A 26,986-nucleotide genomic window follows, 5' to 3' on the forward strand; every position below is an offset into this window, starting at 1 on the left:
ATAAATGAGTCCCCCGGACTTAATTTATATGTTTAAAGACGGTGCGATGACGTGCGGCCTTTCTGACGCCGGTAAATTGATCCCACTGCTTGCCAATTTCCCCATATGGCAATACATCGAGCAGGCTGCATCAATCAGGGACATCGCCATAGCCGCACCGCTACCCTCGCCAAGACGCAAATCTAAATGCAGGTAGGGTTGCAAATGCAAATATCGTAGCGCCAGCGCGGCGCCTTTTTCTGCCGACATGTGGGAAGGGATGCAATAATCCCGTGCTATGGGGGATATCTGACAGGCGGCTAATGCGGATGCATAGGACAAGAAACCATCAAGTATCACAGGTACACCAGAAGCTGCCGCTCCCAGAATCACACCCGCCATACCGACAAGTTCAAATCCGCCCACTTTTGCCAATACATCAATGGCGTTGTTGTGATCTGGCTGATTGATGGCAATAGCCTGCTGCACAATGAACTGCTTATGTGCCAGCCGCTCAGAAGGAAAATTAGCGCCTAATCCGACCACATCACAGGGATTATTTCCTGTCAGGACACTGATCACCGCAGCGGCGGCCGTCGTATTGGCAATTCCCAGCTCACCAATACCCAATACCGTTATTCCTGCTGCAATACGCTGTTGCACCAATTGTGCGCTTGCCAACAACAACATTTCAGCGTGTTCATAATCCATCGCAGCGCCTTTGGCAATATTACCGCAGCCCCGTGCAATTTTAAGGGACAACATGTGTTCGATAGGCTCACAATCAATGCCAATATCCACGGGCAAAACATGCGTTCCACTGTTTTTCGCCAGCACACAAACACCGGTTAATCCTTGCAACATATTGCGAGCCTGTATGGCCGTAACGTTTTTAGGTGAAATAGCCACACCTTCGTCATAGACGCCATGATCAGCACACATGACGATAATCTCTTTTTGCAGGTTTTGTAGACCAACAATGCCCGGCATGCCCGATAATTGTATCGCCAACGCTTCAAGACGCCCCAAACTTCCCAATGGCTTGACTAAACTGTCAATGTGCTGTGCCGCTTTTTCCATATTTCCCCGATCCAGAGGCCGGATAGCATCGAGCAATGATTTTAGTGTCATGTTTATTCATTCCATGCCGAACGAGAAACAATCGCAGCTGATTATTCTCTCCTGATTGGCTTCGTTTATTGCCAAATCATCTATTGCCAGATCATTGCCAGCAAAAAAAGCAATTTCCCCCACCTCAATGGAAGCCCCCAGCGTATCGCCCGTTTGTCCCCCAAGACGATAATTGAAATAGAGGGCAAGCCCGTAAACCACAAGCAATGACACCATCATTGCCGACAAGGTTTGCCAATTCCCCAGTGCCATCACCAATACAACACCAACCAACACGGTCAGCGTAGTCACAGAAAAGCTAATTTGGCCAATATAACTGCTTCCCATTCCCTCGCCTTCACGGGCGTCACGTTGCGCATACATTAAAAGCACCACGGCTGTACGTCCGACAATCGATGCACAAGTCAACAAGACAAGCAAATACAAGGGGGGATGATAAGATAATTCAACAACAGCGAATGTTTTGAGGGCAAGACAGAAAATTAACCCGACTCCGCCATACGTTCCAAGCCGGCTATCGCGCATAATTTCCAGCATTTCTTTACGCTGGCGGGAGGAAAAAAGCCCATCACACGTATCCGCCAATCCATCTAAATGTAACCCGCCCGTCAATAAAACCAACGCCAGCACATAACCCACCGCACCGATATACATTCCCCCACCCGACTGGCTGATCGAAAGTGACACCAGGCCAGCCAGACCACCAACAATGAACCCAATCAACGGAAAATAAGGCACACCACGCCAATATTGGCGAAAATCGACGCCTGTCGCCCACTTTTGCGGGATCGGAAGCCGTGTCATAAACTGTAGTGTGGCCCAAAAAAGGTGTAGTTTCATTTAATCTTCACTCCAATGCCCGAAACCATCAGCCAGACTTCTTTAGCCGCTTGTGCCAGCTTTTGGTTGGCACGTCCAGCAATATCGACAAAATGGCGTGCCAATCGGTTTTCAGGTGTGATACCCATCCCCAACTCGTTAGTCACCAAATATACTGGCATCGGACACATCAGGCAGGCATCAATCAGGTCATCGATCTGGTGATGGATAACCCCCTCCAATGAGGCGAAATCAAGTTCATCGGGTGAGACACCACCCGATAAGTCAAACAACACGCTGGCAATTAATGTGGTCACACATTCTAGTATAACGCCCTCTTGGGGTTGGCGGTGCTGGCGGATAACAGAGCCTAAATCTTGATGGCCTTCCCAGGTTCGCCAATGTGTCGGTCGTCCCTGTTTATGCCGCTCAATACGCGCGGCCATCTCTTCATCGGTGACCTGTGCCGTCGCTATATATAACACCTGCTCGCACTGTTTAGCGAGCAGGTGTTCAGCGTAGCTACTCTTGCCGCTGCGGGCACCGCCTGTCACTAAAATCATGGCATCACTCCGCCAGATGAGTGTTCATGCATTAACTGATAAATCCGCGCGATATCCAGATGCTCACGCATACTGGCGGCCAACTTGTTGAATTGTTTTTCTTTATGCTGGCGGTAATTAAAGGCCACATTTTCCAGTGGAACATCGCCTTTTCTGATACGCAATTGATTTAATAGTGGGCGGGTAAACGTGTTTTGATCGAACAAACCATGCAGGTAACTTCCCATCACCAAACCATCTTGAGCCACTGCACCATCAAACCCGTTTTTTTCCTCACGATTTCTTTCTTCGCCGTTGCGCCAATATATTTGGGCAAAAGGCGTTGCCTGCTGACCAAGCCGAGTGGTTCCCAGATGGATTTCATAACCCGCAATCGGTTGTTCGCTGCATAATTTCAGCATACCTGACAACGCAGGCATGACTACGCCCCTAACCTGTGCGGTCTGTTTTTCACTGGCAAAGTGGGTTTCCGTATCCAATAAACCTAATCCTGTCATTTGCGTTAAGCCGGATTCCACCCCATCCACAATCTGCTTACCTAACATTTGATAACCCCCGCAGATCCCGATAATCGGCACATTTTTCTGATGAGCCGTGATAATTGCCGGTTCAAACCCCTGGGTTTTCAACCATACCAAATCTGCCAATGTATTTTTGCTGCCGGGAAGAATAATCAGGTCGGCTTTCTGGAGTTCAGAAGGTTTGGAGACATAATGCAAAAACACATCCGGTTGAGCTGCCAGCGCATTGAAATCGGTGAAATTGGCGATATGGGGGTATTGGATGACAGCAATATCCAGACAGTTTCCTGTTTTTTGTTGCGGCCGATCATATTTACCCACCTGCAAAGCGACGCTGTCTTCATCTTCCAGATCAAGATCCAGCCACGGCAACACGCCCAATATCGGGACTTGTGTCAAAGCTTCGATCTGATCGATCCCTGATTGCAACAAAGCGATATCACCGCGAAATTTATTGATGATCACCCCCTTGATACGGGCTTTTTCCGCCGGTTTAAGCAAGGCTAATGTGCCGTAGATGGATGCAAATACCCCGCCACGATCAATATCTGCCACCAAAATGACCGGCGCATCCACTAATTCAGCCATCCCCATATTAACAATATCGCGATCACGCAAATTGATCTCAGCCGGACTGCCCGCTCCTTCTAACACCATGATATCCGTTTCTGCCGCTAACCCGTTATATGCCCTCAAAATCTGCTGGAGCAATTGGGGCTTGTATTCGTGATATTCCGCCACAGTCATGCTGCACATCACTTTCCCCATAAAAACCACCTGCGCCTTGCGATCGCTGGTGGGTTTCAACAATACAGGATTCATCCGTACATCCGGCGCAATCCCCGCAGCTTCCGCCTGAAATATCTGCGCTCGTCCCATCTCTTTGCCATCTGCGGTAATCCCAGAATTAAGCGCCATATTCTGTGATTTAAAGGGCGTACAGCGATAGCCATCCTGGGCAAATAGCCGACAAAATCCCGCCACCAGCACACTTTTGCCGGCATCAGACGCCGTTCCCTGAACCATCAGCGATAATGTCATTCTATTTCCTCTCTTATTTCATTGTGTCCTGTTTTTCCGCCACAGCAGTGCCAATCACCACCATCGGCATACCATTATCACTCACCTTGATAATGGCCAGTTTTTATTAACCAGAATCGTTGAAAAATAGGACAATCCCTGCATCCCCTCTTTTTCGCTGGGGGGCAGTGCGGCAAGATTGCGCCAACCTTGTTCAGTCGGCAAAGTCGCATCAGCCATCATCAACGCATGTTCTAACAGATTGTGACGTTGCAGCAGGTCACGGATCAGAGGAAAACGCGAATAGATTTTCATCAGGACAATGCAGTCGTGATTGAGTAATGCTTGCTCTAAGACAGTTTCAGACGCGGTACAGGCAATGACAGCCAATGTTTGATCTTCCATCGCCAGTGGCATCGCACTGGCGGCGGCAATGGCAGAAAATGAGGTGATCCCCGGCACAATTTCCAGCCATGAGGGAGAAGTCATCTGTTGCGATACCAACCGCTGCAAAAGAAATACCCATGTACTAAACAGCATCGGATCGCCCAAAGTGATAAACCCCACTTTCCTGCCATTCGCCACTTCCTCTTTCAAGGCTTGCGCCACTTCATCCCACACCGCTTGTTTTGCTGCTATGTCGGCTTTCATTAAAAAGTGATAAGTGCAAACTTGAGTGTTCGGCGAAAGGTATTCTTCAATGATGGCGTGGGCGAGACTTCTGGCGCCTTTTTTTCCCGTCGGGGTATAGATCACATCAAGTTCAGAAAGAATACGCGCAGCCCGTACAGTAATCAGGTCACTGGCTCCCGGGCCAACGCCCATAACATACAGTTTTCCTGCTGTTGCTGTTTCGTTCATAACGCTTTCTCCTGCTCATTTAGCGCGTAAGCAAGGTGATCGACAAACATCTGCCGAATCATCGGGTTTTCCCCCAATCCCTGTAGCCAGGGGATCGCAACAATCCCCGCATTCTCCAACTGTGACTTCCAGGAGTCTTCTTCATTTGAAGCCATATCATTAGTGGCATGATCGCCGGCCACCAGCATCAATGGCATCAGATAAGCCTTGCGGATCTTTTGCTCTTTTAATCCCTTAATGATCAGAGGAAGTTCAGGATAGCTTTCGACCGCGCCTACCCGTGCCGGAAAATGGGAATGGCTCATCAGGTGATCCAGACAGGCGTAGGCAGAAAAAGCAGAGTGTGTTGTACCGTGTCCCATAAAAACGACACATTCATTCTCTGCCAACCGCGGAAGCTGGTGGCGCAGTGCCCGCATCAGTTGCAGGTAGTCATCAAAGTGGCTAAGCAGGGGCGTACCCAGCACCAACCGCTTAAAACGAGGACGAAATTTCTCAACCTCACGCCGCACTTTTTCATATTCATCGCCATTAATGATATGCAGGCATTGAACAGCAACATCGTGATAGCCTGCGTGATGCAGTCTGGTCAGTGCATCGTGGGGAGTATCAATGTGAATGCCATCGCGCTGACGCAATTTGCGAATGATCATGCCGGAGGTAAAGGCCCGAAAGAGTTTCCGGTCTGGAAACACCGAGGCTAATTGCTGCTCACAGGCTTCAATATTGTTTTTCAGCGTTTCGGGATAACTGGTTCCGAAACTTATCACCAATAATGCTTTTTTCATTTCGCTTTTCCTTATTGGTTTATTTACGTGCCAAAATCCGCCAATAACCGTGCCATCTCGTCCAATCCGTTGGCCTGCGTGATCCCCTCTCCGGCAAATTGCTGCCCCGGGCGACAGAGCACAATGCAGGGCAACCCGAGAGAAAGGCAGGGTTCCACTTTTTCCCTGAACCCGCCTTGCTCACCAGACTCTTTGGTTATGACGACCTCCGCCTGACAAAATTGGTAAAATGCCCGATTGAAATCGGCACTGAAGGGACCTTTCAGGGCAAAGATCTGATCGACCGACAAACCACAAGATTCACACAGCGCCAAAACGTCTGCGGTTGGTAATACACGAGCCAGCACCGTTTTTCCTGGCAGGTGCGCCACGTAGTCGGCCAATTGTTTACTGCCGGTGGTCAGCAAAATACGGTTTGCCAAACCGGTTGCTATTTCACACGCCTGCTTAATGGTTGCCACTTTATAGATAAGGGGATGTTCAACAGCATCAATATCGCTGGGACGGATATAACGAATGAGAGGAACACCTAACTTTTGGCAAGCGCCGACAATGTTTTGACTCAGCCGTTCAGCATAAGGATGGGACGCATCAATCACCCTTTTTGTCCCTCGCTTTTGCAGATATTCGGCCATCTCTTCGGACTCCATCCTGCCGGTAACAATTTCACCGCGGATCCCCATCGCCTGCTGTGCTCCCGCCGGCGTCGCCACTGACAAGCTATAATTTATGCCGGCAATATCCATCATCACACAAATCTGGCGGGCATCGCTCGTGCCGCCAAAAATGTGAATCAATGGTTGTTTCATAGCTTGTATCCTCTCGGCGTGATCATCAGCCCATCACGGATATACGTTGACTGGTTGCCCACGATCACCAGACTGCGCATATCAACACGGGAAAAATCCATTGAGCCAAAAGTCGTCAGCCATTTATCCTCATGTTTGCGCCCGGCCGCTTTCACCACGCCAACGGGCGTTTCTGGCGATGTCCACGGCGCCATCAGGGAAAATGCCCGGGCCAGATGCTCTTCCCGTCCGCGACTGCGGGGATTATAGAAGCAGACCACAAAATCGGCTTCTGCCGCAGCCTGAACCCGCTTTTCAATAACCTCCCACGGGGTGAGCAGATCGCTTAGGCTGATATGACAAAAGTCATGCATCAATGGCGCACCAAGCAAGGCGGCGCAAGCCGTACTCGCCGTCACGCCCGCTACCAGCCGGACTTCTACCTTGCGCTTTTGCTGGCTGACCAACGCCAAAATCAAGCCAGCCATGCCATAAATACCCGCATCCCCGCTACACACTACCGCCACATTTTTACCCTGTTCGGCCAGCTCAATGGCTGTCTGGCAGCGTTCAATCTCTTTGCACATGCCGGTTTTGATAATTTCTTTATCGCCTACCAGTGGTTTCACCAGATGGGTGTAGGTTTTGTAACCCACCACGATGTCAGCCGCTTTCAATGCCGCAATCGCCTCCTGCGTCATCATGGCTTCGCTGCCGGGACCGATTCCAATGACTGTTAACATGGATGCAATACTCCTAATGTGATGGTGACGCCCTGCTCACGCAGGGTATGACCAACCAGATGCCCTTGGCTCATTAGCCAGGCCACGGGTTGGGAGACACAGCCTATACCCACCGTTTTTCGCACAAATTCAGAAACCGGAAATGTCTGTTCACACTGGGCAAGCTGATTAACAGAGAAGATTTGGTAGGGAATTTGCCGCTCTTGGGCCAACTGGATTAACGCCGGTTCGTTTTTTTTCAGTTCAACACTGCCGACGGCTTTTAGCGCCAAAGATTCAAGGTGATGTTCCGCCAGATGGCGATCTAATAATTCTGCGAGCCGTTCCGCTTCCACTCCCCGCCGACAACCGATGCCTGCAACGATACGGCGCGGGATTAATTTAAAAGTCGGGATTGCCAGTGCCAGATGTGTCCGTTCATAGCTGATGTATACCAGAGCATCCAGCTCAGGCCGATCTTCCAGCGACTCAACGGGAATGAACCCACGCGTGTCATAGCGATCTTTTTCATCACTCAAGTCGGGATGCCACCAAATGCCGACCCGCTTGCCATTGACCAGCATTTGATTAACGGTTTTGACATTGGCACGGAAATTCTCCATTGTTCCATCAATTTCTTGCGATAACAGATCCAATGCGGCGACCTGGTTAACATCGGTTGCAGTGGTGATCACCGCCTGACCATCAAGAATAGCTGCGATCTGTTGTGCCAGCTTATTCGCACCGCCCATATGCCCCGACAATAAACTGATCGCAAACTGCCCTTTTTCATCCAGTACGACGACCGCCGGATCGGTCATTTTGTCCTTGAGCAACGGGGCGATAACCCGAATGGCGATCCCCGTCGCACCAATCATGATCAACGCGCCATATTGGGTGAATGCCCTGCGTACCGTATTGGCAAAACCACCTTCAAATGCCCTGAACCCGCTGCCGACATCCATAACTTCACTCGTCACCCATTCCGGGGAAGTGAAACAATCCATTGCTAAATGGGTTCGCAAACGACGAGCCAACGCCATCCCCCCTTCTGTCAGGCAAAACAAGGCATATTCTTTGTCAGGTGACATTAAATCAGGCGCTACGGTATTCATGGCTGAACCTCGCATCGTACAGTTTCGAGTAGTGATACTCTTCGCCAAGAAAAGCGCCTACCAGGATCAAGGCCGTTTTACGAATGCCGGCGCGGCCTACCTGTTCAGCAATTGTCGCCAATGTCCCCCGCACTATCTGGCAATCCGGCCAGGTTGCCTTATAAACCACCGCAACAGGGGTTTCCTGTCCATAACCGCCCTGAACCAACCGAGCGACAACCTCTGTCATATTCTGTACCGAAAGGAAGATCGCCATTGAAGTTTGGTGAGCAGCAAAGGCCTCCAGCGTTTCCCGGGGCGGCATCGGCGTTCTGCCTTCCATGCGGGTGATAATCAAACTTTGCGCGACTTCGGGCACGGTGTACTCCACGCCCAACTGCGCAGCCGCCCCAAGAAACGAACTCACCCCGGGCACAGAAACAAAACCAATAGCATGATTTGCCAGTTCTTCGGCCTGCTCACGTATGGAGCCAAACAGCGATAAATCTCCCGTTTGCAGGCGAACCACCAATTTGCCCGCTTGCACGCCATTCACCATCAATTCCGTGATTTCCGCTAACGTCAATCTCGCGCTGTCATGGCATTCGGCATCTGCACGGCAATAATCCAGTAACGCCCGATTAACCAGCGAACCGGCATAAATCACCACGTGCGCCTGACGTAATAATTGATAGCCTTTCAGGGTAATCAGGCTCTTATCCCCTGGTCCCGCCCCCACAAACCAGACTTTTTCAGTATCAAAACTGACGTTATCTATCTGTTCAGCGTTAATAGATTCAGGCATCATTCCGCTCCTCTTGACCGGATTTTTTCTGGCAGGACAACAAATAAGTGGGATTGTTGGGTTTGAAATAATGTCCTTGCCCGAGTGCTGTCAGTTCTCCCACCTGAATTTCACGTCCATCAAGCGCGGTCACCCGACAGGATTTCAGGTGCGATAATGCTTGCGTGAAGTTTTCCAGCAGGATAAAAGTCATGACTAAACGCCCACCTGAGTTCAGGTGCAGCAACGCCCAATCAATGACTTCTGTCAGATGCCCACCCGTTCCGCCAATGAAAATAGCTTCTGCGGTGCTGTCCAATGGCACAGGGGCAATACCAGACTGGATACGAACCCTCTGGCAGCCAAAATGCCGGACATTTTCAGCAAGCAGTGACAAGGCCTCTTCCTTGCGTTCAATGGCGAGAATATCCAATGCCGGATAGCGCAATGCCGCTTCAATACTGACGCTGCCCGTACCCGCCCCAACATCGATAAAACGGCAGGCGTTTTCCAGTTCCAGTCGTTCCAATGCCAGCGCCCTAACCGTTTCTTTGGTCATGGGGATGCGATGACCACGCAAAAACAGTTCATCTTTCATTCAGGTTCACCCTTTAAAATCACCACGACATTCAGGCCATAATCAATGTTGCCGCGTTGCACGACCTGTTCCGCGTACAAACAAATTATTTGCTCATGTTCATGGGATAAATTTTTGCCGATCACCATGCGACGTTGCTGCCCGCGCACCAGAATTTCTTGCGCAATCTGGTAAGGGCCAATGGCGTCATCCGTTACCATAGCGATTTTTTCGTGTTGCAATAGCCAGTCAAAATCCGGTTTGCGCCCGTGGCTGCTGGTGAGATAAATGTCGTTCATATCCAGCAAAATCCGGGCGCATAAATATTGGATTGAACTGATGCCAGAGATAATGCGGATATTTTGTCCAGAAAAATGCTCAATGATTCGTTTGCCGATGCCATAAAAGAGGGGATCACCCGAAGCCAGCACAATAATTTGCCGATGCTGATTCTGTTCAAGCCACTGCATCAATCCATCCACATCAGCATCCAAACGGCGGGTTTCCCCGTTGAAATGGGAAAATTCGGCGAGATGGCGCTTTCCGCCGACCAACACTTCCGCCTGTCTGATCGCTTCCAACGCCGCCCGTGTTTGGTTTGCAGCGGCGCCGGGACCAATACCAACAACAGTGATCATCGGCAATCCTCCATAAAATCCTTCACTATCGCGTCCACAGGCCGGTTGCAGCCCAACACCTGATTATCAAAAGAGAAGAGAATGGCATCACACTGCGGCTTACCACGGGCGAAACGTAGCATTTGGTCGATACGCCCGCAGATTTTCCGGGCAATTTGTTGGTACACGGCCTGCCAGCCCTGCTCTGCAATCAACTCAATGGCTGCTTCGGTGGTATCACATTGATCCACGGCCTGAATCAGTTCGAAAGGTGCCCCTATTAAGGCCAGATTGGCAATCAGCGTTTCCATGCGACCATCAGCAATATGGCTGTGGGTATGAAAGATACCGGCCGCGATTTTCACCAACTTGCCGACATGCCCTACCAGAACGATATGACGGAACTCCAGACGCACGGCTTCTTGCAACATATAACCGACAAAGTTACTCATTGTGACGACATAATTCGCATCAATACCCAACTGCTGACTGACAAAACGTTCACCATGATTTCCCGGCACAAAAATAATGCGATCCAGCCCATCGGAACGTTTGGCTTCTAATTCCAATGCCAGAGAACGTTTCCAGCTCTCTTCCGACATCGGCGTCACAATGCCTGTCGTGCCAATAACCGAAATACCTCCCTTAATCCCCAATCTGTCGTTATAGGTTTTCTTCGCCCGTTCCTCGCCTTCAGGGGCAAAGAGGATGATATCTGCCCCACGCTGCGGACCGATGACCTCCCGTACCGCTTCTTCAATGGTATGCCGTGGGGTTTTATTAATGGCTGCCCAGCCAATCGGCAAACCTACCCCCACCCGCGTTACCCTGCCAATGCCTTCATCGCCATCCAATGTGATCACCCCGCTGTCATTCAGGCAGACACGGGCAAAAATCAACATACCGTGGGTTGCATCCACATCATCGCCGCCATCTTTACGGATAGCGGCAACCGCCTGCTGTCCCTCAATCAAGGGCTGTTCAACATTCAAGACCAGGGTGACGCCCGAAGGCGTGACAATCGAAACCTGATGAATAATCTGCTGACGCAAGATCATCAATGCCGCAACCCTGGCAGCGGCTGTGGCACAAGACCCCGTGGTGTAGCCCTTGCGATACTGCTTGCCCCGATGCCAAACCGTTCCGAGGCTATTGGCTTGTGTATCACTGATTTCATTCATGCCTGACCTCCGGCATCCGGTACAGAATGGCGTTGATAATGGCGGCGGCAATATTGCTGCCTCCCTTGCGCCCTTTTGCTGCAATGCAGCTTAATCCGCGATTGATCAGGGCATTTTTTGATTCCTCTGCGCCAACAAACCCAACAGGCACACCAACGACTGCAATGGGTGCAAATGGGTGTTCCAGCAACCGAAACAGCGCAGTCGGGGCGTTGCCAAAGACAAAAATCTTCTCCCCTGCTTCTTGCAGGGCCAGATCGACGGCGGCCATTGAACGTGTGATTTGCTGGTTTTTTGCCATTTGAACGGCGCGGGGATCGCTGACATAACAACGGCACTCGCTGCCATACTGAGCCAGGCGCGTTTTATTGATGCCAGATAGCACCATTGTTGTATCGGTATATAACGTACAGCCACGCAAGATACCGTCACGAACGTGGCGCAAAACATGCGGGGAAAAATAGAGAATATCAAGCCAGTCAAAATCAGCGGTGGTATGGATCACCCGTTTGATCACCGCTTCTTGATCCGCGTCCACAAAACGATAATCAGGCCGCGATTCAAAAATAAGCTGGCTGATAATATCAAAGCTATTTCTTTCGATCTGTTGGGGTTGTCGGATGTAATCGCTCATGCTGTTCCCTCCTTATATCATCACACTGACCAGACTATGCAGCAGCGCAAACAGCAACAGCGCCATCACGGATGCCACCACCATCATCTGAACAGACTGTGGAATATCATCAGGCGTGACTTCACGCCTGGCATCGCCCATCCACGGTTTTTCGACAAGTTGGTTAAAGTAGACATTCGGCCCGCCAAGACGGATACCCAATGCCCCTGCTACAGTGGCTTCCGGCCAGCCACTGTTGGGGCTACTGTGTTGGTAGCGATCACGCCAGCCAATGTGTAACGCCTGCCGAAAATCCAAACCCTGCCATTTCGCGGCCATTGCCAGCAGAAGCCAACCCAAACGGGCAGGCAGCCAATTCGCCACATCATCCATACGTGCCGAAAACATCCCCAGCGCCCGATAGTGAGGCGTTTTATAGCCCACCATTGAATCAAGGGTATTGATTGCTTTATAAGCCAGGGCAAGCGGAGCACCGCCGAGCATTAAGAAGAACAATGGGGCAATCACGCCATCCACGCTGTTTTCTGCCACGGTTTCAATCGTGGCACGGCTGATTTGGGGAGGGAGCAATTGATCAGTGTCCCGACCGACAATTTTGCCAAGCTGTTGACGGCTGGCAGCTAAATCCCCCTGACGCAATGCCTGATAAACGGCATTTGCCGCCTCGTCTAAGCCACGTCCTGCCAACACGGTATAAATCAGCCAAATTTCAACCAAACATCCCAGCCAGAACGTCACGCCATAAACCAATTGCAAAACCCAATAGCTCGCCAGCCAGACACTCCCCACGACCACCAGCCATAACAGTACGCCGCCCCATGTCAAGTCGGTTTCAGTTTGGCAAATCCGGCGAATAAGCTGCTCAGTTTGGTTAGTCAGCTGCCCCATCCAGCGCACAGGGTGCGGCCAATGGGGAGGATCACCCAATTTCCTGTCCAGAATAAAAGCCGTAACCCACAATAAGACGGTCATAACAGCCTCCGTGCCATCATCAGCCAACGCTGGAGCAAATGGGGGCGTTGGGCAAAATGAATATGCAGATAGCTCGCCAGGGTATTGCCATTCTGGTAGCCTCCCTGCCAGCTTTTCTGCACGGTTTTTAATGTTTCTTTTGGATCACACCATTTAACACACTGAAAAACGGGGGGTTGGGTCGTGATAAAATCCGAGTAATGGAATTCATGCCCGCGCAACGTTTCCCCTTTTGCCACGAAAGGCGTATCACACATTGCCGTAGCTTCGCAGTAACCAAAGCGTTGCAGGTGATCTCCCATCTGGCTTTCACCGGCAATCAACCCCACCATGTCATGGCGTACACCATCTGCATCAATCAGGGTATCGCCGAGATACATCAAGCCACCGCATTCCGCATAAATGGGAATATCTTTGTGCTGCGCCTGACGTAATGCCAAATGCATGGCGTGGTTAGAAGAGAGGGATTGGGCATAAATCTCAGGGTATCCCCCGCCCAAATAGATCATCTGGCATTCAGGTAACCGATGATCATGCAGGGGACTGAACCGTTTGATAGTCACACCGGCTTTTTCCAGCAACAACAGGTTATCAGGGTAATAGAAGTGGAATGCCTCATCTGCTGCCAGAGCCAGTGTTAAACCTTGCCCCATCGCGGGATCAATAAGGGAATCGGTATTGCCTTTTGGCAAGGAAGATAGCTGGGTTAATGCCAGCAACTTATCTAAATCCACCAAGGCTTCGATTTGTTGAGCCAGACGAGTCCAGCACTCTTCGCGTTGGCTGACTTGTTCTTGCGCAGAGATCAACCCAAGATGGCGGGAAGGCAGGGTAACCTCTGGCATCACCGGCAGCCGCCCCAAAACAGGAATACCACAATAGCCTTCAATGGCCTGTTTTAATAACTGAAAATGGCTATCCCGATTGACGCGATTGAGCAGTACTCCCACAATATTGACTGCGGGATCAAATTGCTGAAACCCCATCACGGTAGCCGCAATCGAGGTGGAAACCGCCTTACCGTCCACCAATAAAACTACCGGACAGCCAAGTTGCTTTGCCATTGCCGCACTACTGCAATAGTTGGGATCTGTACCATAGCCATCATATAACCCCATCACCCCTTCAATGACGCCAATCTCTTTATCAACCATAGCGTGGTTAAATAAACCATTCAGGATCGGTTCGGGGAGCATAAAGGCATCAAGATTACGTGAAGCGACGCCCGTCACAGCACGATGCCAGCCACCATCCAGATAATCAGGCCCGATTTTAAACGGCTGTACCCGTAATGAACGGTTCATCAAGGCGCGCAGTATGCCTAACGTAACGGTGGTCTTGCCACATCCGCTACCTGTACCGGCAATGACAAAAGTATGTTTCTGTTGCATGTGCTTACCCCAAAACATTTAAATTCTGTATTGGTGTTAAAATTGGCATTCGTTTTAAATCTGCAACGCAGATTCCCATTCATTGATATTTATCAAATAAACGTCTTTTAGTTCATTTTCGACAAAACAATTAATATTCAATGAATAATATGGATATCCACAAATCTTTTATTTTGCAACAAATAAGCAACTTAACAAAAAGCATTATCACAATATTAATTGTGCATGAAAAATAAAACAGAGAAACTAATCCACTCCAAAATACACACTTTTAAATTTTAATAAAAACACCCTTTATTACTTTTGTGATCTTGTTCATGATTATTGATTTTTAAATACTATTTTTATTTAAAGCGAAACAAAAACTAATACACAACCACTAAGCCATCAATTAAAAACAAAACTTAACTCATTGAATTTATAATAAAAATATTAATATAATAAAGAAACCTTCATATGGATATATATTTTCAACAAACAAGTAAATTCAATTTTAAAATAATTCATATTTAAGAATAAAAATATTGATATAAATCAACTTTACTTATCCTGCATTAAAGTAATAATGATAAAAATCCGAAATAAATATAACGCCATCCATAAGAACAAGAAAAAATAACCCATAAAGTGATAAATAAAAAACAGAACTCGCCATCCTGATAAAAATATAGTTCTCCCTTTGATTATTTATATTTTAATTCCATAGAGGTAACCCAATGAATAAAGGCAATGTATGGTTAGTGGGAGCCGGCCCTGGTGATGCAGGTTTAATCACGGTCAAAGGATTACGCTGTATTCAATCTGCGGATGTCATTGTTCATGACCGTCTTGTCAATTCTGAACTTATAGCCCAAGTATCCGATCACTGTGAAATTATTAATGTTGGCAAAGAACATGATTACCATCCCATCCCACAAGAAGAGATTAATCAAATTCTGGTCAGGCATGCACAGGCGGGAAAACGGGTTGTTCGCTTAAAAGGCGGCGATCCCTATGTTTTCGGCCGTGGAGGGGAAGAAGCGGAAGTGCTGGCACAACATGGCATTAAATTTGAAGTCATTCCGGGGATCAGTGCCTCAATTGGTGGACTGGCCTATGCCGGCATTCCCGTCACCCACCGCAATTATGCATCGAGTTTCCACGTTGTGACCGGACACACTTCTCAAGGTAACGAACAACAGAATTGGGAGATACTTGCCCAATTGGAAGGAACATTGGTTATTCTCATGGGGATGACCCGCCTGATGGAGATCTGCCAACAGTTGATGCTATATGGCAAATCCCCCACAACCCCTGCGGCGGTGATCATGTACGCCAGCCACCCCAAACAAAAGAGTGTTATAGGCACACTGGAAACGCTGGCTGCAAAAGCAGAAGAACAGGATCTGCACGCACCCGCACTGATTGTGGTTGGTGATGTCGTCAATTTAGGGACAAGGCTCTCCTTCTCTCCCACTGATGGAGCAATCCATGAGTGAACATGGCGGCAATATCATCGGCATTGCCCAACAATATGGCCTTCCAGCTAATGAGCTGATTGATTTCAGTGCCAATATCAATCCGTTAGGGGCGCCAGAACGGGTTAAGGCGTTGATCAAAAATAGTCTTGCTGACATCGAAAAGTACCCAGATGTGGAATATCGCCGCTTGCATCAGGCGATCGCAGAGACCCATCAATGCGATTACAACTCAGTAATAGCCGGCAATGGTGCAACAGAACTGATCTATGCCATCACCCGTTATCTCAATCCCAAACGGGCCTTGCTGCTTATCCCGGGATTTGCTGAATATCGACGAGCCTTGCAGCAAATTGGCACAGAAATTATCGACTATCCACTAACAGAGGACGCCGGGTTTCAACCTGATTTACGCCTGTTGGATACACTTTCCACAATTCAACCCGATTGTGTTTTTATCGCTACGCCCAATAATCCCACCGGATTAATGCCGGACAACCCGTTTATGCAATCACTGGTGGAATATTGTGAACAGCAAGGAATTTCGCTGATTGTCGATGAATCCTTTATTGATTTTCTCCCTGAGAATCGCGGGTTGATTCCGCAAGTTACGGTCACCAGACATCTTTATGTATTGCGTTCAATGACCAAATTCTTTGCCATTCCCGGATTACGCTTAGGCTATTTAGTCAGCGGAAATATGGCCGGGATTGCAGAGATGAAAAATCGACGTGAACCGTGGTCAATGAATGCCTTTGCTGCACGGGTTGGTGAGATTTTATTTGATGAACATGACTATATTGCTGCAACACATCAATGGCTGACATCGCAGCAACATTATCTCGCGTCTCAGCTTTCAACTTTCCCTGAACTGACTGTCTGGCCGCCATCGGCTAATTTTCTGTTCTTTCGCTGTGATAAACCCGATCTGGATTTATGGCATGCTTTACTTACACGTCGGTTGTTAATTCGCCATTGTGAAAATTATGCCGGATTAGACGAGCGTTACTATCGTATAGCCGTGCGCAGTGAGTGGGAAAATCAGCGCCTAATTGCAGCGATGCAACAGGTTTTTGCCTATGGCTGAAGCCGCTTGTCCCGCTTCCTGCGGAGAACTGCTGCAAGGGTGGTTGTTTGGGGGGGAAAAGTTAATCTCCTGCCCGATTAATTGGTTCAGTTGTGTTGCTGTCAGTGAAGGTATTCCCATCCCCCAGGAACGGCCACGTATGCGCCAGATGGTCAATGTACTGCTGGATTACTGGCAGGAGCCACCAGAATTAACTGCTGGCTTGCGGATTGAATATCAATCGACCATTCCGATCGCCAAAGGCATGGCCAGTAGCACAGCGGATATTGCCGCTACCGCCCAGGCCACTGCCAGATTATTGGGCAAGTCACTGGAAAGCACCGAGCTTGCACAACTCTGTGTCAAACTGGAACCCACTGACAGCACGATCTTCAAACCATTAACCTTGTTTGACCATCTCACCGCCCAAACTCAAATTCCCTTCGACTGGCAACCGGATATCGATATTTTACTATTGGAAAGCCCACAAACTATTTTGACAGAAGAATATCACCAACAGGATCATCACGCACAATGGCGGGATAATGCCCCTTTATTCCAACAAGCCTGGCGACAATTTCATACAGCGAACCAACGGCATGACTATTACCGCCTGGGGGAAGCTTGCACATTAAGCGCTATTGCCAGCCAATCGATATTACCGAAACCCTGTTTTGATCAACTGCGGGATTTGGTCGAGCAAACGGGTATCTATGGTCTGAACGTTGCCCATAGCGGCAGTGTCGTCGGCCTGTTATTCGATTCACATCGCCATGACGTCAATTACCTGCGCTGGTGGCTGTGTCAAAAGAAGATTTCTGAGCACTATCCGAAAATTCACCAGGTTAAACTGATTGCGGGGGGTATTCGCTGAAATCTATACCAATCCAACTTCAGGATGCGTGTTATATTTCCCCAACCGTTTGTGACGAACAGGGAACCGTCCTTATCCAGCCAGGAAAAAACGTGAAATTAGGCACCCGAATGGTGTAATTTTTTGAGTTGTAAAATAACAGGAATACCATGAGAACACAGAAAAGATGTATGGGTTACGTCGCTATCGTTGTAGATGATTATGATAGGGCTATCGATTATTACACTAATAAATTGGGATTTACGTTGGTAGAAGATACGCCACAGCCAGGAAAAAGATGGGTTGTTGTCACCCCAAATCCTGAAAGTGACTGTAACTTACTGCTGGCCAGAGCCTCTAATGAAAGGCAAGAAGCGTTTATTGGTAACCAATGTGGTGGACGGGTGTTCTTATTCCTGCAAACTGACGACTTTTGGCGTGATTATCACAAAATGAAAGAAAATGGCGTCCATTTCTGTGAAGAACCCCGTCAGGAAGAATATGGTATGGTAGTCGTTTTTGAAGATATTTATGGGAACCGTTGGGATTTATATCAGAACGCGACTGTTTAGAGTTAATCAATAAATATTACTCTTAGCCCAATTATATTGGGCTATACCAATCCAATTTCAAGGTGCGTGTTATATTTCCCAGCGCAGCGGGGAAATATAAGGCCTCGCGGCGTCTTGCGGATGGCAACTTGAAGTTTATCGCGTATAACATTATTTCAATGAGCAGTATAATTTTTAAATCAAACTTACATTTTTTATATTTTATCCTGCCATACCAATATGTTTAGAATAGCCGCAGTCATCATATATATGACTCATGCCAAATAACAACAAATTTCAACCACAAGGAGAAAATTACCACAATTATATTGTGGATCATAGAAAAAACCAAAAATAAACAAATTAACCCTTTAAAAATAAACACAAAATTAAACTTTAACCAACATTTAAAACAGGATAATACCTTATGAGCATAATCAATATAAATATAAGTGGCAGTAGTGACATTACAATCATAAACAATACCCCATCTAACCCAGAACCACTCATTTACAATACAGACACACCCGCATCAGAACCTCTTACCGTCAATCCTTATAGGGATATGACAATAGAACCACACTCTTCTATTGAGGCAATAAGAATTGATACGCCAATTATTCCCGAAACCCGCCCCAATTATTACGTAGCCAATTCTGGCCCCGCATCATCAGTTAGAGCCGTTTTTTATTGGTCTCACTCTTTCACATCAGAATGGTTCGAATATTCTGCTATCACAGTGAAAGCCGGGGAAGACGGCATATTACAATCACCGAGCAACTCTGTGTATTACAGCAAGGTCGTCATTTATAACGAAACCGATAAACGCGCCTTTGTTACTGGATATAATAAGTAACAATATGAAAAAACATTTATAACTCATAGAGTTTAATTTAATTATTCTCTAACTAAAGCACTATTTAACTAACGCACTATTTAACTAAAGCACTATTTAACTAAGGAACTAAGGTAAAATAAAATTATGAATACCACACCTATTAATGTATCTGAAAATGACACATTGCCTGTACTCACTGACGTCATGCTTATCGTGCCTTATACCACCTCTACCCCCGATTATGAATGGGATATGTCATCAATAATAAAGGATGCCATTATTGGCGGTGTAGGGTTTATTCCAGGAGTAGGTTCCGCAATGTCTTTCCTGTTAGGGCTATTTTGGCCGCAACAGAAAGATAATACCTGGGAGCAAATCCTCCAAAAAGTAGAGCAAATGATAGAGAATGCTGCTCTACAAACGATTAAAGGAATACTTAATGGAGATATACAAGAAATCAAAGGAAAAATGGAACATGTGCAATACATGTTGGAAACCTCGCCTGGCAGCCAGGAAAGCCATGACGCCTATATGTTCCTGGCTAGATATCTGGTGAGTATCGATGAAAGATTCAAATCTTTTGATAATAAAACAAACTACCAGATCCTGCCGATGTACACTAACACGGTTATGTTACAGATCCCTTATTGGAAAATGGGGATAGAAAAGAAAAATGATATTGGGCTGACCGATATTGAAGTCAATGAGTTAAAACAACTTATCGACACATTGGTTGACAGAGCCAGAAACTATATTCATACGATGTATACTAATGAATATAATAATGCCATAAATACATCAACAGCAGAGAGTGTCACTAATAATTTATTGTCTGTAAGAGGGTATTGTTTATTACACGGTTTAGAGTGTATTGAGTTAATTGAACATCTACAAAATAATAGCCTGGAAAGTGGTTTTAATCCTAAAACTATCAGTTATTCAACCGTATTTGATCGTCCTACTAACAAAACGAGAATTCAGGCTCTGACAGAAGACGATCAAATGCAGGAACCCTTCAAGCCCTCTTTAATCGACGGTAAATACAATAAAATAAAATCATTGCTTGGCTATGTACGAAGAATCGGCAATGCCCCCAGAGTGGGTGGTATTCAAATCACGTTTGCCAACGATTCATCCTATACACTCGGCACCGTAACATCAGAAACGAGTTCTATTGAACTCAATGATAGTGTTATCGAAAGGTTGGAAGTATGGGGCAATGGCGCGGTTGATGAGGCGTTATTTACGTTAAGTGATGGGCGTCAACTCAGAGTCGGTGAGCGCTACGCGACAAAATACAGAAAATACGCTGTTGATGGCCACTATATTGCAGGGCTGTACTTAGCCAGCGATGAACCTTCACTTGCTGGTCAGGCCGCAGGTATTGCCGTTTCATACCATATGTTAGCTGATAAAAAATAATACCGGCTAATGGAATTTGAGTTGTAAATAAGCCCCTGGTTACATAGCTAATTATGTCGCCGGGGGCCGTTTTTTCTCATCATATATTCCAGTTTCACCTCGCCATGAAAATCAACAAATCATAAAAACCAAACATATGTTTGCAGTTTCCATAGAACAATCCAACACACTGTTTTAAAAGAGACTCTAACAGAATAAAATATAGTTGACTCACTTGATGTATTTAGTTACCTGATTTTCATCAATTTCTCAGCATAATATTCGAGACAAACATCACATTTTTATGTTATTTACTGGCTTTACCAATCTTACGATCATATTCTCATAACGAGAAAGAAATATAAAAATAGCCTTTACTGTCTGTCAGATATGGCATAAAACATCAGTGCAAAAAAATAACCAAAGGTATGATATGTCAAAAAGGGAAAACCAGATATTGCAACTTCTAAAGCGTGATCCTTTCATTCAGCAACAAGAAATTGCTGATATTCTCGGAATCAGTCGCTCATGTGTTGCAGGGCATATTATGAACCTAAGTAAAAAAGGTTATATTAAAGGCAAAGGGTATATTTTATCTAACGATGTTTATACTGTGACTATTGGTGCAGCGAATATAGATTTAACAAGCTATACCTCAGCCAAATTAATTTATGAAGATTCCAACCCAGGGAAAATTATTTCTACACCAGGGGGTGTAGGAAGAAATATCGCTCAAAATATTGCATTATTAAAAAATGAAAGTTATTTAATTTCCGTTATCGGTAACGATTCAAACGGCAACGCACTGTTTGATCATACAAAATCGGCCGGTGTTAATGTTAACTATTTCTATAAATTAGATGGCGAAAAAAACCTCAATCTGCAATTCTGTTATAGATGAAAATGGAAAGTGTGTCGTTACTGTTAATGATATGGGCATTCTGGAAAAATTAACGCCTACGTTATTATCTCAAGCTAAATCTTTAATTCAGCATGCTAACGTGTTAGTTATTGACTGTAATTTAACTGAAGAAGCCCTAAAATGGCTATTTAATCATTCCGGTAATGTCCCAATTTTTGTTGACACGGTTTCAAGATCCAAAGCATCCAAAATTCGCCATTTCCTATCGCATATTCATACTTTAAAACCCAATCGAACTGAAGCAGAAATCCTTAGTGGCATAAAAATTGAAACCCAAAAAGATGCCGCTGATACGGCACACTGGTTTCATCAGCATGGCGTCCAGCGCTTAATTTTGAGTATGGATACAGAAGGTGTTTATTACAGTGAAATGGATAATACATCAGGATGTTCAAGTGCAATCAATACCAATATTGTTAATGCCAATGGCGCGGGTGATGCCATGATGGCTGGCCTTGTACATTGCTGGTTAGAAGGCATGGAACTGAAAGAAAGTATCCGCTTTGCACAGCAATGTTCAGCATTAACACTCTCTTCGGAACATATTGAGATACTTCCTAAGAACCGTATATATTTTTGAATGACAAAATTAGAACCACTTGATATATACCAATCCAACTTTAGAATGCGTGTTATATTTCTCCGCGCAGCGGGGAAATATAAGGCCTCGCGTCGTCTTGCGGATTGCAACTTGACGTTTATCGAGTAGATGAAACTGGATTTAGTGGCACTGGAAATTTATATCAACTTTGCAGGAAAATGGGGGGCATGGTCATTATTGGTGGTTGTGACCTTTACGATTGTTGTTCACCTTAAACATATCAAAGCGAATGTGGCAATTGCCCGTTAAAAAACGCGCTGTCCGGCTAACCAGACAGCGCGTTTGACTGGTTTTAATCAAGAAATGATTATTTATGCGTATGCGGACGCATTGCCGGGAACAGGATAACATCACGGATGGTGTGGCTGTCAGTAAACAACATCACCATACGGTCGATACCAATCCCTAAGCCTGCTGTTGGCGGCAAGCCGTGCTCCAACGCAGTAATATAGTCTTCATCGTAGAACATCGCTTCGTCATCACCCTGATCTTTCTGGCGAACCTGCTCTGCAAAGCGCTCGGCCTGATCTTCCGCGTCGTTCAGCTCCGAGAAGCCATTACCAATTTCACGACCACCGATGAAGAATTCAAAACGATCCGTAATGAATGGGTTGTCATCGTTACGGCGTGCCAGCGGAGAAACTTCTGCCGGATATTCTGTAATGAATGTCGGCTGGATCAGGTGACTTTCCGCGGTTTCTTCAAAGATTTCACACTGAACACGGCCTAAGCCCCAGCCCTTTTCAACATCAATGCCCAAGGATTTCGCTATAGCAACCGCTTTGTCCATATCATCCAGATCGGCCATGTTGGTTTCCGGACGATATTTGCAAATCGCTTCTTTCATAGTCATCTTGGTAAAAGGCTGACCAAAATCAAATGCCTGTTCGCCGTATTTCACCGATGTTGTACCCAGTACTTCTTGAGTCAGGGTACGGAACAGTTCTTCGGTCAGTACAATCAGATCCTGATAATCCGCGTAAGCCATGTAGAGTTCCATCATGGTGAACTCTGGGTTGTGGCGCGGGGAAACACCTTCATTACGGAAGTTGCGATTGATTTCGAAAACGCGCTCAAAACCACCGACCACCAAACGTTTCAGGTACAGTTCTGGCGCAATGCGCAGGTACATGTCAATATCCAGCGCGTTATGGTGCGTAATGAATGGACGCGCACTTGCCCCTCCGGGGATCGCTTGCATCATCGGCGTTTCAACTTCCATAAAGCCTTTTTGGATCATGAAGCTGCGTAATGCCGACATCACGCGGGAACGGATCTGGAATGCCTTGCGTGATTCATCGTTCGAGATCAGATCCAAATAACGCTGACGATAGCGAGTTTCCTGATCCGCCAAGCCGTGGAATTTATCCGGCAGTGGACGCAATGCCTTAGTCAGCAAGCGCAACTCAGTACAATGGATAGAAAGCTCACCCGTTTGAGTTTTGAACAGCTTACCGCGTGCGCCTAAAATGTCACCCAAATCCCATTTCTTGAACTGCGTGTTGTAAATACCCTCCGGCAGATCATCACGGGAAACGTAGATCTGAATGCGTCCCCCCATGTCTTGCAGGGTGGCAAAAGAGGCCTTACCCATGATGCGACGAGTCATCATACGACCAGCAACGGTCACTTCGATGTCAAGCTCTTCCAGTTCTTCCTTAGTCTTGTCATCGTATTTGGCATGCAGATCTGCGGAAATGTTTTCACGACGAAAATCATTTGGGAAAGCAATGCCATTGCTGCGCAAGGCAACCAGTTTTTCACGGCGCGTTTTCAGTTCATTATTTAAATCAGGAGCCTGTTCAGCGCCTTGTTGTTGTTGTGACATTTGAGTTCCTCATAGGCCAGCTTTTAAGCTTGCTTCAATGAATTTGTCCAGATCCCCATCCAGCACAGATTGTGTATTGCGGGTTTCTACACCAGTACGCAAATCTTTAATGCGGGAATCATCCAAAACGTAAGAGCGAATCTGACTGCCCCAACCGATGTCCGATTTGTTATCTTCCATTACTTGTTTATCAGCATTCTTCTTCTGCATTTCCAATTCGTACAGTTTCGCTTTCAACTGTTTCATCGCCTGGTCTTTGTTTTTATGCTGAGAACGGTCTGTCTGACATTGGGTGACAACACCCGTCGGTACGTGGGTGATACGTACTGCAGATTCGGTTTTGTTAACGTGCTGACCACCCGCACCAGAGGCACGATATACATCAATACGTAGATCAGCCGGATTGATCTCGATATCAATATCATCATCCACTTCTGGATAGATAAAGGCAGAGCTAAATGATGTATGGCGGCGACCACCTGAATCAAAAGGACTTTTACGTACTAAACGATGGACGCCCGTTTCTGTACGCAACCAACCGTAAGCATATTCACCCATGATCTTGATGGTGGCAGATTTCAGACCAGCAACATCACCATCAGACTCTTCAATAATCTCTGTCTTGAAGCCTCTGGATTCTGCCCAACGCAGGTACATACGCATCAACATGCTGGCCCAATCCTGTGCTTCTGTGCCGCCAGATCCCGCCTGAAGATCCAGATAGCAGTTTGCGCTGTCATATTGACCAGAAAACATGCGCCGGAATTCAAGTTGGCCTAACTTCTCTTCCAGCTGTTCCAACTCAACGACGGCTTCATTGAAGGTTTCTTCGTCATCAGCTTCAACGGCTAATTCCAGCAGGCCGTTCACATCTTCCAATCCCTGGGTCAGCTGATCAATAGTTTCTACGATGCTTTCCAGTGATGAACGCTCTTTACCCAACGCCTGTGCCCGTTCCGGTTCATTCCAGACATCAGGCTGTTCGAGTTCAGCATTGACTTCTTCTAAACGTTCTTTCTTGGCATCATAGTCAAAGATACCCCCTCAGAACTGCTGTCCGCTCAGACAGGTCCTGAATGTGATTTTTTACCGGATTAATTTCAAACATATTTCGTGTCTTATACGTTGTGTATTATGAATAAACGATGGTCGCATGGATATTTTCGAACCGTGTATTGTAACGGATCTATCAAGGGGTTTATAGCCTTCATCTTTTAAATGCAACTGGAAAACCGAAGTTCATTCACCAGGGCCAAATATGCTGGATCAAAAGCTGAACATCACGTTTACCACGAAATTCGTTAATATCCAGTTTATAAGCCAATTCTACCGTTTTGATACTGTTATCCGGCCAGCGACTGACATCAATATTAAATGCAATGCCATCTAACATTGGCCCACCATTTAATGGTTCAAGCATGACTTTCAAGTGCTTTCCACCCACAATACGCTGTTGCAGTAGCTTGAATTTGCCGTCAAAAACCGGTTCCGCAAATGCCTGCCCCCACGGGCCGCCATCACGCAGAATTTCAGCAATTTCCAGCGATAATTCTTCCAATGCTAATTCACCGTCGCTCCAGATTACCCCTTCAAGTTGGGCGATATCCATCCAGTCTGCGACTAGTTCGGAAAAAGAGTGCTGAAAGAGGTCAAATTTGTCTTGTTCAATCGACAATCCCGCGGCCATCGCATGACCACCAAATTTCAACATCAGTCCGGGGGACAGAGTATCAAGACGTTCAAGTGCATCCCGCATATGTAAGCCATTAACGGAACGCCCAGAGCCTTTCAAAGTGCCATCGCCCGCCGGAGCAAAAGCAATGACCGGACGATGAAAACGCTCTTTAATACGTGAGGCCAAAATACCCACCACCCCCTGATGCCATTCGGGATGGTAAATGGCTAATCCGTAAGGTAACTGGGTATGGGTTCGCTCGATTTTATCGCAAATCAGCAAGGCCTCTTGCTGCATACCTTGTTCGATTTCCCGGCGGGTTTGGTTTAAGCCATCCAGTTCACAAGCAATCTGACGGGCTTGTGCCATGTCATCGGCCAGTAATAACGCCACCCCAACGGACATATCATCCAGACGTCCGGCGGCATTTAATCGTGGTCCCAACGCAAACCCCAAATCACTGGCGGCCAATTTTGTCGCTTCCCGTTTGGAAACTTCGAGCAGCGCCCGTATTCCCGCACAGCAACGCCCTGCCCGAATGCGATTGAGCCCTTGATATACCAGAATGCGGTTATTGGTATCGAGAGGAACCACGTCAGCCACTGTACCCAATGCCACTAAATCCAGCAGCTCTGCCAAATTAGGTAATGGAATACCTTGTTGCTCAAACCATGCCAGGTTGCGCAATTCAGCCCTGAGTGCAGACATCAGATAAAATGCCACACCAACCCCTGCTAACGCCTTAGAAGGAAAAGCGCAGTCAACTAAATTGGGATTAATCATGGCATCTGCGGCGGGCAGTATTTCGCCCGGTAAATGGTGATCAGTGACGATCACCTTGATGCCATGTTGATGTGCCGCAGCGACACCATCATGGGATGAGATCCCATTATCCACGGTGATAATCAGATCTGCGCTTCTTTTGACAACTTCATCAACCACCTGAACGCTTAATCCATAACCATCTTCAAAACGGTTTGGCACAAGATAATCAAGGTTACGATATCCCATGGCACGCAAAGCGCGGATACTCAAAGCGGTACTGGTTGCCCCATCTGCATCAAAATCGCCAACAATGACGATACGCCAATGTTCATATAATGCAGTGATCAACAAGGCAACTGCCTGCTCAATGCCATTGAGAGATTGGTAATTGAGAAGTCCCTTTGCACTACGCTCCAGCTCATCAGCTTGAAGTATGCCACGCATAGCATATAAACGGCGCAATAATGGATGGATATCCTTGGGAAGATGGTTAGGATCCGCCACCGGTCGGCGGCGGAGTTGTATTTCTCTACTCACAGTTTCTTATTCACTGATTTTTTATTCACGCGTTTTTGTATTCACTGAAT

The 26,986-nt window shown here is 46.9% G+C and carries 24 protein-coding genes and 3 pseudogenes; 8 read left to right on the forward strand and 19 right to left on the reverse strand.

Features of this window, described 5'->3' with window-relative positions; genetic code table 11:
* Positions 1-24 precede the first annotated feature (24 nt).
* From cobT to PXH59_RS10760, 16 genes and pseudogenes are all read right to left on the reverse strand, one after another.
* On the reverse strand, positions 25-1,110 hold the full coding sequence (gene cobT, locus PXH59_RS10685) for a nicotinate-nucleotide--dimethylbenzimidazole phosphoribosyltransferase (protein ID WP_285808311.1): 1,086 nt from the start codon (positions 1,108-1,110) through the stop codon (positions 25-27).
* Between the two features lie 80 nt (positions 1,111-1,190).
* Positions 1,191-1,950 (reverse strand): annotated as a pseudogene (gene cobS, locus PXH59_RS10690) (adenosylcobinamide-GDP ribazoletransferase).
* Complete coding sequence (gene cobU, locus PXH59_RS10695; RefSeq protein WP_285808313.1) at positions 1,947-2,492, reverse strand: bifunctional adenosylcobinamide kinase/adenosylcobinamide-phosphate guanylyltransferase; 546 nt, start codon at positions 2,490-2,492, stop codon at positions 1,947-1,949. The pseudogene cobS and the gene cobU overlap by 4 nt, the downstream one beginning before the upstream one ends.
* Positions 2,489-4,054, reverse strand: a complete 1,566-nt coding sequence (locus PXH59_RS10700; RefSeq protein ID WP_285808314.1) for a cobyric acid synthase — start codon at positions 4,052-4,054, stop codon at positions 2,489-2,491. Before PXH59_RS10700 ends, cobU begins: the two co-directional genes overlap by 4 nt.
* An 81-nt stretch (positions 4,055-4,135) precedes the next feature.
* Positions 4,136-4,894 (reverse strand): cobalt-factor II C(20)-methyltransferase, encoded by a 759-nt coding sequence (locus PXH59_RS10705; protein WP_285808315.1) that lies wholly within the window; start codon positions 4,892-4,894, stop codon positions 4,136-4,138.
* On the reverse strand, positions 4,891-5,682 hold the full coding sequence (gene cbiK / locus PXH59_RS10710) for a sirohydrochlorin cobaltochelatase (RefSeq protein WP_047767789.1): 792 nt from the start codon (positions 5,680-5,682) through the stop codon (positions 4,891-4,893). The genes PXH59_RS10705 and cbiK overlap by 4 nt, the downstream gene beginning before the upstream one ends.
* Before the next feature lie 23 nt (positions 5,683-5,705).
* Positions 5,706-6,491 carry a cobalt-precorrin-6A reductase gene (locus PXH59_RS10715; RefSeq protein ID WP_285808316.1) on the reverse strand — a complete coding sequence of 262 codons (786 nt, stop codon included), beginning with the start codon at positions 6,489-6,491 and terminating at the stop codon, positions 5,706-5,708.
* Positions 6,488-7,213, reverse strand: a complete 726-nt coding sequence (locus PXH59_RS10720; protein ID WP_047767785.1) for a precorrin-3B C(17)-methyltransferase — start codon at positions 7,211-7,213, stop codon at positions 6,488-6,490. The genes PXH59_RS10715 and PXH59_RS10720 overlap by 4 nt, the downstream gene beginning before the upstream one ends.
* Positions 7,207-8,307: a cobalt-precorrin 5A hydrolase gene (gene cbiG / locus PXH59_RS10725; RefSeq protein ID WP_047767783.1), complete on the reverse strand. Its 1,101-nt coding sequence runs from the start codon at positions 8,305-8,307 to the stop codon at positions 7,207-7,209. Before cbiG ends, PXH59_RS10720 begins: the two co-directional genes overlap by 7 nt.
* The gene (locus PXH59_RS10730; protein ID WP_285808317.1) at positions 8,288-9,091 is read right to left on the reverse strand and encodes a cobalt-precorrin-4 methyltransferase; all 804 of its coding nucleotides are present in this window, start codon (positions 9,089-9,091) and stop codon (positions 8,288-8,290) included. Before PXH59_RS10730 ends, cbiG begins: the two co-directional genes overlap by 20 nt.
* A complete protein-coding gene (locus tag PXH59_RS10735) occupies positions 9,084-9,668 on the reverse strand; it encodes a decarboxylating cobalt-precorrin-6B (C(15))-methyltransferase (protein ID WP_285808318.1) in 585 nt (194 codons plus the stop codon). Before PXH59_RS10735 ends, PXH59_RS10730 begins: the two co-directional genes overlap by 8 nt.
* Positions 9,665-10,285 (reverse strand): cobalt-precorrin-7 (C(5))-methyltransferase, encoded by a 621-nt coding sequence (locus PXH59_RS10740; RefSeq protein ID WP_285808319.1) that lies wholly within the window; start codon positions 10,283-10,285, stop codon positions 9,665-9,667. The genes PXH59_RS10735 and PXH59_RS10740 overlap by 4 nt, the downstream gene beginning before the upstream one ends.
* Positions 10,282-11,445, reverse strand: a complete 1,164-nt coding sequence (gene cbiD / locus PXH59_RS10745; protein ID WP_285808320.1) for a cobalt-precorrin-5B (C(1))-methyltransferase CbiD — start codon at positions 11,443-11,445, stop codon at positions 10,282-10,284. Before cbiD ends, PXH59_RS10740 begins: the two co-directional genes overlap by 4 nt.
* Positions 11,438-12,079, reverse strand: a complete 642-nt coding sequence (locus PXH59_RS10750; protein WP_285808321.1) for a cobalt-precorrin-8 methylmutase — start codon at positions 12,077-12,079, stop codon at positions 11,438-11,440. The genes cbiD and PXH59_RS10750 overlap by 8 nt, the downstream gene beginning before the upstream one ends.
* A gap of 12 nt (positions 12,080-12,091) precedes the next feature.
* A complete protein-coding gene (cbiB, locus tag PXH59_RS10755) occupies positions 12,092-13,051 on the reverse strand; it encodes an adenosylcobinamide-phosphate synthase CbiB (protein ID WP_285808322.1) in 960 nt (319 codons plus the stop codon).
* Positions 13,048-14,442 carry a cobyrinic acid a,c-diamide synthase CobB gene (locus PXH59_RS10760; RefSeq protein WP_285808323.1) on the reverse strand — a complete coding sequence of 465 codons (1,395 nt, stop codon included), beginning with the start codon at positions 14,440-14,442 and terminating at the stop codon, positions 13,048-13,050. Before PXH59_RS10760 ends, cbiB begins: the two co-directional genes overlap by 4 nt.
* A 716-nt stretch (positions 14,443-15,158) precedes the next feature.
* Between PXH59_RS10760 and cobA the strand changes: the two genes are divergently transcribed.
* From cobA to PXH59_RS10800, 8 genes and pseudogenes are all read left to right on the forward strand, one after another.
* Complete coding sequence (cobA, locus tag PXH59_RS10765; protein WP_047767768.1) at positions 15,159-15,920, forward strand: uroporphyrinogen-III C-methyltransferase; 762 nt, start codon at positions 15,159-15,161, stop codon at positions 15,918-15,920.
* Positions 15,913-16,986 carry a threonine-phosphate decarboxylase CobD gene (cobD, locus tag PXH59_RS10770; protein WP_047767767.1) on the forward strand — a complete coding sequence of 358 codons (1,074 nt, stop codon included), beginning with the start codon at positions 15,913-15,915 and terminating at the stop codon, positions 16,984-16,986. The genes cobA and cobD overlap by 8 nt, the downstream gene beginning before the upstream one ends.
* Complete coding sequence (locus PXH59_RS10775) at positions 16,979-17,839, forward strand: GHMP family kinase ATP-binding protein (RefSeq protein ID WP_285808324.1); 861 nt, start codon at positions 16,979-16,981, stop codon at positions 17,837-17,839. The genes cobD and PXH59_RS10775 overlap by 8 nt, the downstream gene beginning before the upstream one ends.
* 149 nt (positions 17,840-17,988) lie before the next feature.
* On the forward strand, positions 17,989-18,390 hold the full coding sequence (locus PXH59_RS10780; RefSeq protein ID WP_285808325.1) for a VOC family protein: 402 nt from the start codon (positions 17,989-17,991) through the stop codon (positions 18,388-18,390).
* Between the two features lie 406 nt (positions 18,391-18,796).
* Positions 18,797-19,225 carry a JHE-like toxin PirA gene (locus tag PXH59_RS10785; RefSeq protein ID WP_235428292.1) on the forward strand — a complete coding sequence of 143 codons (429 nt, stop codon included), beginning with the start codon at positions 18,797-18,799 and terminating at the stop codon, positions 19,223-19,225.
* A gap of 126 nt (positions 19,226-19,351) precedes the next feature.
* Entirely contained in the window at positions 19,352-20,629 is a 1,278-nt protein-coding gene (locus PXH59_RS10790) for an insecticidal delta-endotoxin Cry8Ea1 family protein (protein ID WP_047767759.1), read from the forward strand.
* Positions 20,630-21,041: 412 nt separating this feature from the next.
* Positions 21,042-22,110, forward strand: a pseudogene (locus PXH59_RS10795) (PfkB family carbohydrate kinase).
* A 171-nt stretch (positions 22,111-22,281) separates the two neighbouring features.
* A pseudogene (locus tag PXH59_RS10800) lies at positions 22,282-22,380 on the forward strand (DUF817 domain-containing protein); the annotation flags it as partial.
* Between the two features lie 58 nt (positions 22,381-22,438).
* Here PXH59_RS10800 and lysS read toward each other — a convergent pair.
* From lysS to recJ, 3 genes are all read right to left on the reverse strand, one after another.
* Positions 22,439-23,959 (reverse strand): lysine--tRNA ligase, encoded by a 1,521-nt coding sequence (gene lysS, locus PXH59_RS10805; RefSeq protein WP_047767756.1) that lies wholly within the window; start codon positions 23,957-23,959, stop codon positions 22,439-22,441.
* Positions 23,960-23,968: 9 nt separating this feature from the next.
* Positions 23,969-25,067 (reverse strand): peptide chain release factor 2 gene (prfB, locus tag PXH59_RS10810; protein WP_152669769.1). Its coding sequence is split into 2 segments (ribosomal slippage): positions 23,969-24,991 and positions 24,993-25,067, totalling 1,098 coding nucleotides; the frame shifts between segments, so codons are not numbered across the junction.
* Between the two features lie 135 nt (positions 25,068-25,202).
* Positions 25,203-26,936 carry a single-stranded-DNA-specific exonuclease RecJ gene (gene recJ / locus PXH59_RS10815; RefSeq protein WP_047767752.1) on the reverse strand — a complete coding sequence of 578 codons (1,734 nt, stop codon included), beginning with the start codon at positions 26,934-26,936 and terminating at the stop codon, positions 25,203-25,205.
* Positions 26,937-26,986 lie beyond the last annotated feature (50 nt).

The organism is Xenorhabdus bakwenae (assembly GCF_030272115.1).
GTDB lineage: Bacteria > Pseudomonadota > Gammaproteobacteria > Enterobacterales > Enterobacteriaceae > Xenorhabdus > Xenorhabdus bakwenae.

What these genes read in the sequence shown, in the direction of transcription:
- cobT (WP_285808311.1), bottom strand. Translation starts at nt 1,110, where the DNA reads ATGACACTAAAATCATTGCTCGATGCTATCCGGCCTCTGGATCGGGGA.
- cobU (WP_285808313.1), bottom strand. Translation starts at nt 2,492, where the DNA reads ATGATTTTAGTGACAGGCGGTGCCCGCAGCGGCAAGAGTAGCTACGCT.
- PXH59_RS10700 (WP_285808314.1), bottom strand. Translation starts at nt 4,054, where the DNA reads ATGACATTATCGCTGATGGTTCAGGGAACGGCGTCTGATGCCGGCAAA.
- PXH59_RS10705 (WP_285808315.1), bottom strand. Translation starts at nt 4,894, where the DNA reads ATGAACGAAACAGCAACAGCAGGAAAACTGTATGTTATGGGCGTTGGC.
- cbiK (WP_047767789.1), bottom strand. Translation starts at nt 5,682, where the DNA reads ATGAAAAAAGCATTATTGGTGATAAGTTTCGGAACCAGTTATCCCGAA.
- PXH59_RS10715 (WP_285808316.1), bottom strand. Translation starts at nt 6,491, where the DNA reads ATGAAACAACCATTGATTCACATTTTTGGCGGCACGAGCGATGCCCGC.
- PXH59_RS10720 (WP_047767785.1), bottom strand. Translation starts at nt 7,213, where the DNA reads ATGTTAACAGTCATTGGAATCGGTCCCGGCAGCGAAGCCATGATGACG.
- cbiG (WP_047767783.1), bottom strand. Translation starts at nt 8,307, where the DNA reads ATGAATACCGTAGCGCCTGATTTAATGTCACCTGACAAAGAATATGCC.
- PXH59_RS10730 (WP_285808317.1), bottom strand. Translation starts at nt 9,091, where the DNA reads ATGCCTGAATCTATTAACGCTGAACAGATAGATAACGTCAGTTTTGAT.
- PXH59_RS10735 (WP_285808318.1), bottom strand. Translation starts at nt 9,668, where the DNA reads ATGAAAGATGAACTGTTTTTGCGTGGTCATCGCATCCCCATGACCAAA.
- PXH59_RS10740 (WP_285808319.1), bottom strand. Translation starts at nt 10,285, where the DNA reads ATGATCACTGTTGTTGGTATTGGTCCCGGCGCCGCTGCAAACCAAACA.
- cbiD (WP_285808320.1), bottom strand. Translation starts at nt 11,445, where the DNA reads ATGAATGAAATCAGTGATACACAAGCCAATAGCCTCGGAACGGTTTGG.
- PXH59_RS10750 (WP_285808321.1), bottom strand. Translation starts at nt 12,079, where the DNA reads ATGAGCGATTACATCCGACAACCCCAACAGATCGAAAGAAATAGCTTT.
- cbiB (WP_285808322.1), bottom strand. Translation starts at nt 13,051, where the DNA reads ATGACCGTCTTATTGTGGGTTACGGCTTTTATTCTGGACAGGAAATTG.
- PXH59_RS10760 (WP_285808323.1), bottom strand. Translation starts at nt 14,442, where the DNA reads ATGCAACAGAAACATACTTTTGTCATTGCCGGTACAGGTAGCGGATGT.
- cobA (WP_047767768.1), top strand. Translation starts at nt 15,159, where the DNA reads ATGAATAAAGGCAATGTATGGTTAGTGGGAGCCGGCCCTGGTGATGCA.
- cobD (WP_047767767.1), top strand. Translation starts at nt 15,913, where the DNA reads ATGAGTGAACATGGCGGCAATATCATCGGCATTGCCCAACAATATGGC.
- PXH59_RS10775 (WP_285808324.1), top strand. Translation starts at nt 16,979, where the DNA reads ATGGCTGAAGCCGCTTGTCCCGCTTCCTGCGGAGAACTGCTGCAAGGG.
- PXH59_RS10780 (WP_285808325.1), top strand. Translation starts at nt 17,989, where the DNA reads ATGAGAACACAGAAAAGATGTATGGGTTACGTCGCTATCGTTGTAGAT.
- PXH59_RS10785 (WP_235428292.1), top strand. Translation starts at nt 18,797, where the DNA reads ATGAGCATAATCAATATAAATATAAGTGGCAGTAGTGACATTACAATC.
- PXH59_RS10790 (WP_047767759.1), top strand. Translation starts at nt 19,352, where the DNA reads ATGAATACCACACCTATTAATGTATCTGAAAATGACACATTGCCTGTA.
- lysS (WP_047767756.1), bottom strand. Translation starts at nt 23,959, where the DNA reads ATGTCACAACAACAACAAGGCGCTGAACAGGCTCCTGATTTAAATAAT.